Annotated in this window: 3 protein-coding genes and 1 pseudogene; 1 reads left to right on the top strand and 3 read right to left on the bottom strand. The window is 68.7% G+C overall.

Annotation, left to right across the window (positions count from 1 at the left end):
- Nucleotides 1-357 (bottom strand): YitT family protein (locus FUT87_RS12240; RefSeq protein ID WP_186830499.1); only part of this gene is annotated, 357 nt, incomplete at its 3' end.
- Between the two features lie 76 nt (nt 358-433).
- The gene (locus tag FUT87_RS12235; protein ID WP_091727526.1) at nt 434-1,462 is read right to left on the bottom strand and encodes an amidohydrolase family protein; all 1,029 of its coding nucleotides are present in this window, start codon (nt 1,460-1,462) and stop codon (nt 434-436) included.
- Between the two features lie 204 nt (nt 1,463-1,666).
- Here FUT87_RS12235 and FUT87_RS12230 point away from each other — a divergent pair, with 204 nt between their 5' ends.
- Nucleotides 1,667-2,845: an NAD(P)/FAD-dependent oxidoreductase gene (locus tag FUT87_RS12230; protein WP_147241190.1), complete on the top strand. Its 1,179-nt coding sequence runs from the start codon at nt 1,667-1,669 to the stop codon at nt 2,843-2,845.
- A 214-nt stretch (nt 2,846-3,059) separates the two neighbouring features.
- Here the strand turns inward: FUT87_RS12230 and FUT87_RS12225 are convergent.
- Nucleotides 3,060-4,206, bottom strand: a pseudogene (locus FUT87_RS12225) (PQQ-dependent sugar dehydrogenase); the annotation flags it as partial.

Here is a 4,206-nt window from a genome sequence, read left to right as displayed (position 1 = left end):
CATCACCGACAGCAGCGCGATCGAGACGAAGGTCTTGAGCGTGAACTCGCGGCCCATGCGGGTCCAGGCGAACCAGTAGAACGGCAGGTTGATCAGGAAGAACAGCTTGCCCAGGCTGACGCCGGTCGCGTAGTGCAGCACGAAGGCCGCGCCCGCGGTGCCGCCGGTCAGCAGCCCGACCTGCGCGAACAGGATCAGCGCCAGCGACACGAACAGCGTCCCGGTGAAGATCGCCTGCGCATCCTCGAAGGGCGTGTGCGAGCGGATCGCCAGGTCGGCGAGCGGCTCGACGGCGGCGGGTGCGGCGGCGGATGCGGCGGCGGACGGCGGGGTGGGGTCGTTGGGCGTGGCGCTCATCCCAGGCACGAAGCAGAAAGCATGCCCGGGAGTGTCGCAGCAGGCGGGGCGGCTGGCGCTTGTCCCTGGGCGCGTCTCAGCGCCCCTGCGCCTTCAGCCGCGCGTCCAGCCGCGGGAACACGCGGCGCGCATTGCCCTCGTAGACCAAGTGCCGCTCGGCGTCGCTCAGGTGCGGCGTGGCCTCGATGTAGCGCTTGGTGTCGTCGTAGGAGTGCCCGGTCTCGGGATCGATGCCGCGCACCGCGCCAATCATCTCGGACGCAAAGAGCACGTTCTTCACCGGGATCACTTTCGTCAGCAGGTCGATGCCGGGCTGGTGATAGACGCAGGTGTCGAAAAAGATGTTGTCCAGGAGGTGCTCGTCGAGCAGCGGCTTCTTGAGCTCCTGCGCCAGCCCGCGGAAGCGCCCCCAGTGGTAGGGCACCGCGCCGCCGCCGTGGGGGATCAGGAACTTCAGCGTCGGGAAGTCCTTGAACAGGTCGCCGGTCAGGCACTGCATGAAGGCGGTCGTGTCGGCGTTCAGGTAGTGGGCACCGGTCGTGTGGAAGCAGGCGTTGCAGCTGGTGCTGACGTGGATCATCGCGGGGACGTCCAGCTCGACCATCTTCTCGTAGAGCGGATACCAATGGCGATCGGTGAGCGGCGGGCTGGTCCAGTGGCCGCCGGAGGGATCGGGATTCAGGTTGAGGCCGACGAAGCCGTAGTCGCGGACGCATTTCTCCAGCTCCGGCAGGCAGCTCGCGGGATCGACGCCGGGACTCTGCGGCAGCATCGCGGCGCCGACGAAGTGATCCGGGAACATCGCCGCCACCCGCGCGCAGAGCTCGTTGCAGATCGCCGCCCAGGTGGACGAAGTCTGAAAGTCGCCGATGTGATGCGCCATGAAGCTGGCGCGCGGGCTGAAGATGGTCAGGTCCGAGCCGCGCTCCTTCATCTTCTTGAGCTGGTTGGTCTCGATGGACTCGCGCAGCTCATCGTCGGAGATCTTCAGCGCGCTCGCGCTCGGCGCCTTCGCCGGGTCCTTGAGCGCGGCGACCTGCAGGTCGCGCCAGGCGCCCAGCGCCGCCGGGGCCGTCGTGTAGTGTCCGTGGACGTCGATGATCATGGGGGTCTTTCTATCGGCTGCGGCGGATTGTGGACAGCCCGGCCCCATCGTCCTAGGTATGGCCAGGACTAGCTGCTATTCAGATCCGGCATGGCGGCGCGAGGGCGGGGAGCCGGATGCGTTAAGCTCCCGCGCCCGCCGCGATGCGCCCTCCGCGCGCCGCCGGGCAAGGATTCACAGGTCGAAGGGAAGTGTGTGCAGGACGTGCGGGACACCGATGTCGTGATCATTGGCGCGGGTGCCGCGGGGCTGATGTGCGCCGCGCTGGCCGGGCAGCGCGGCCGCCGCGTGCTGCTGGTGGATCACGCCAACAAGGCCGGCAAGAAGATCTTGATGTCCGGCGGCGGCAACTGCAACTTCACCAACCTCTATACCGAGCCGGCCAATTTCCTCTCGCAGAACCCCCACTTCTGCAAGTCGGCGCTGGCGCGCTACACCCAGTGGGATTTCATCGCGCTGGTCAACAAGCATCAGATCCCGCACCACGAGAAGAAGCTGGGCCAGCTGTTCTGCGACAACAAGTCGATCGACATCCTGCGCATGCTGCTGGCCGAGTGCGAGGCCGTCGGCATCACGCCGATGCTGGAGACCTCGGTCGACCGGATCGAGAAGACGGAAGGCGGCTACCGGCTAGAGACCTCGGCGGGGCCGACGCAGTGCCAGTCGCTGGTGATCGCCACTGGCGGCCTGTCGATCCCGACCATGGGCGCCACCGGCTTCGGCTATCAGGTGGCCCGCCAGTTCGGTCACCAGCTGCTGCCGACGCGGGCCGGGCTGGTGCCGTTCACCATCACCGACCAGCTCAAGGACCTGTGCAACGAGCTCAGCGGCACCTCGGTCGACTGCCTGGTGAGCTGCAACGGCAAGAGCTTCCGCGAGAACATCCTCTTCACGCACCGCGGCCTGAGCGGCCCGGCGATCCTGCAGATCTCGTCCTACTGGCTGCCGGGCCAGGCGGTGGAGATCAACCTGCTGCCCGACCTGGACGTTCCTGCCTGGCTGGCGCAGCAGCGCAACGACCGGCCCAATGCCGAGCTCAGGACGCTGCTGGCCGAGCTGTTCACCAAGAAGATGGCGACGTTGATCGCGGAGCAGTGGTTCGTCTCCAAGCCGATCAAGCAGTACGCCCACGCGGAGCTGGAGCAGATCGCGCAGCGCCTGTCGGCCTGGCAGGTGGTGCCGGCGGGCACCGAGGGCTACCGCACCGCGGAGGTGACGCTGGGCGGCGTCGACACCAAGGAGGTGTCGTCCAAGACCATGGAATCGCTCAAGTCGCCGGGGCTGTACTTCATCGGCGAGGTCCTGGACGTCACCGGCCACCTGGGCGGCTTCAACTTCCAGTGGGCTTGGGCCTCGGCGCATGCGGCGGCGCAGTACGTTTAGAGACACGCCCTGACACCCGGGAGTGACGAATAGCCGGTTACCCTGCCGGCCGTTCCAATCGACGCTTCGTCGACCAGGGAGATCACATGACCAAGACGATCCGATCCGGCGCCGCGCCCGCCGTGCGCCGCCGCCCCTTGCTGGCGGCCGGACTGGGCGGCGTGCTGGCCGCGCCGGCCGCGGCCGGGAAGGCCGCGCGAGGCCCGGCCGCCCCGGCCGCCGTCACGCGCCAGATCGCGTTGCCGACGTCGTCCGCCACCAGCAGCGCGCCCTGGCGATCGATCGCCACGCCCACCGGCCGGCCCATCGCCTGGCCCTTGGCGTCGAGGAAGCCGGTCAGCACGTCGATCGGCATGCCGCTGGGCTTGGCGCCGACGAAGGGCACGAAGACGACCTTGTAGCCCGCGGGCACCTTGCGATTCCAGGAGCCGTGCTGGCCGATGAACATGCCGTGCGCATAGTCCTGCGTCAGCTTGTTGCCGTCCGCCGAGGCCAGCCCCAGCGAGGCCGTGTGCGCGCCGACCGCGTAGTCCGGCACCAGCGCCTGCTCGACCAGCTCCGGCCGCTGCGGCTTGACCCGCTCGTCGACGTGCCGGCCGTACCAGCTGTAGGGCCAGCCGTAGAAGCCGCCGTCGCGCACCGAGGTGATGTAGTCGGGCACGAGGTCGTCGCCGAGCTCGTCGCGCTCGTTCACCGCCACCCACAGCGCCTTGCTGGTGGGCTCCCAGGCCAGGCCCACCGGGTTGCGCAGCCCCGAGGCGAAGACGCGCGAGGCGCCGCTCTGCAGGTCGATCTCCAGGATCGCAGCGCGACGCTGCTCGTTCTCCAGGCCGTTCTCCGCGATGTTGCTGTTGGAACCGATGCCCGCGTAGAGCTTGGTGCCCTCGGCATTGGCGATCAGGCTCTTGGTCCAGTGGTGGTTGATCGTGCCGCCCGGCAGGTCCGCCACCTTGACCGGCGCGCCGGCCAACCGGGTCTGCCCGCTCGCGTAGGGGAAACGGACCACCGCGTCGGTGTTGGCGACGTAGAAGTTGTTGCCGATCAGCGCCATGCCGAAGGGCGAGTTCAGGCCCTCGGCGAAAGCGAAGCGCTGGTCGCGACGCCGTCGCGTCGGTGTCGCGCAGCAGCGTGATGCGGTTGGCGCTCTTGGGCGTGGCGCCGGCCTTCTTCTGGAACTGCTTGGTGATCCAGGCCTTGGGACCCTTGCCGTCGTCGGGGCGCTCCGGCGCGTTGGTCTCGGCGATGAGCACGTCGCCGTTGGGCAGCACGTGCAGCCAGCGCGGGTGGTCCAGCTTGTCGGCGAAGCGCGTGACCGCCAGCCCGGGCGCCGCCTGCGGCTTGCCGCCCGCGGGCCAGCCGAC

Source organism: Mitsuaria sp. TWR114, assembly GCF_007997345.1.
Note: the sequence above shows the minus strand (reverse complement) of the source record. Positions and strands in the feature narration are given on the sequence as shown.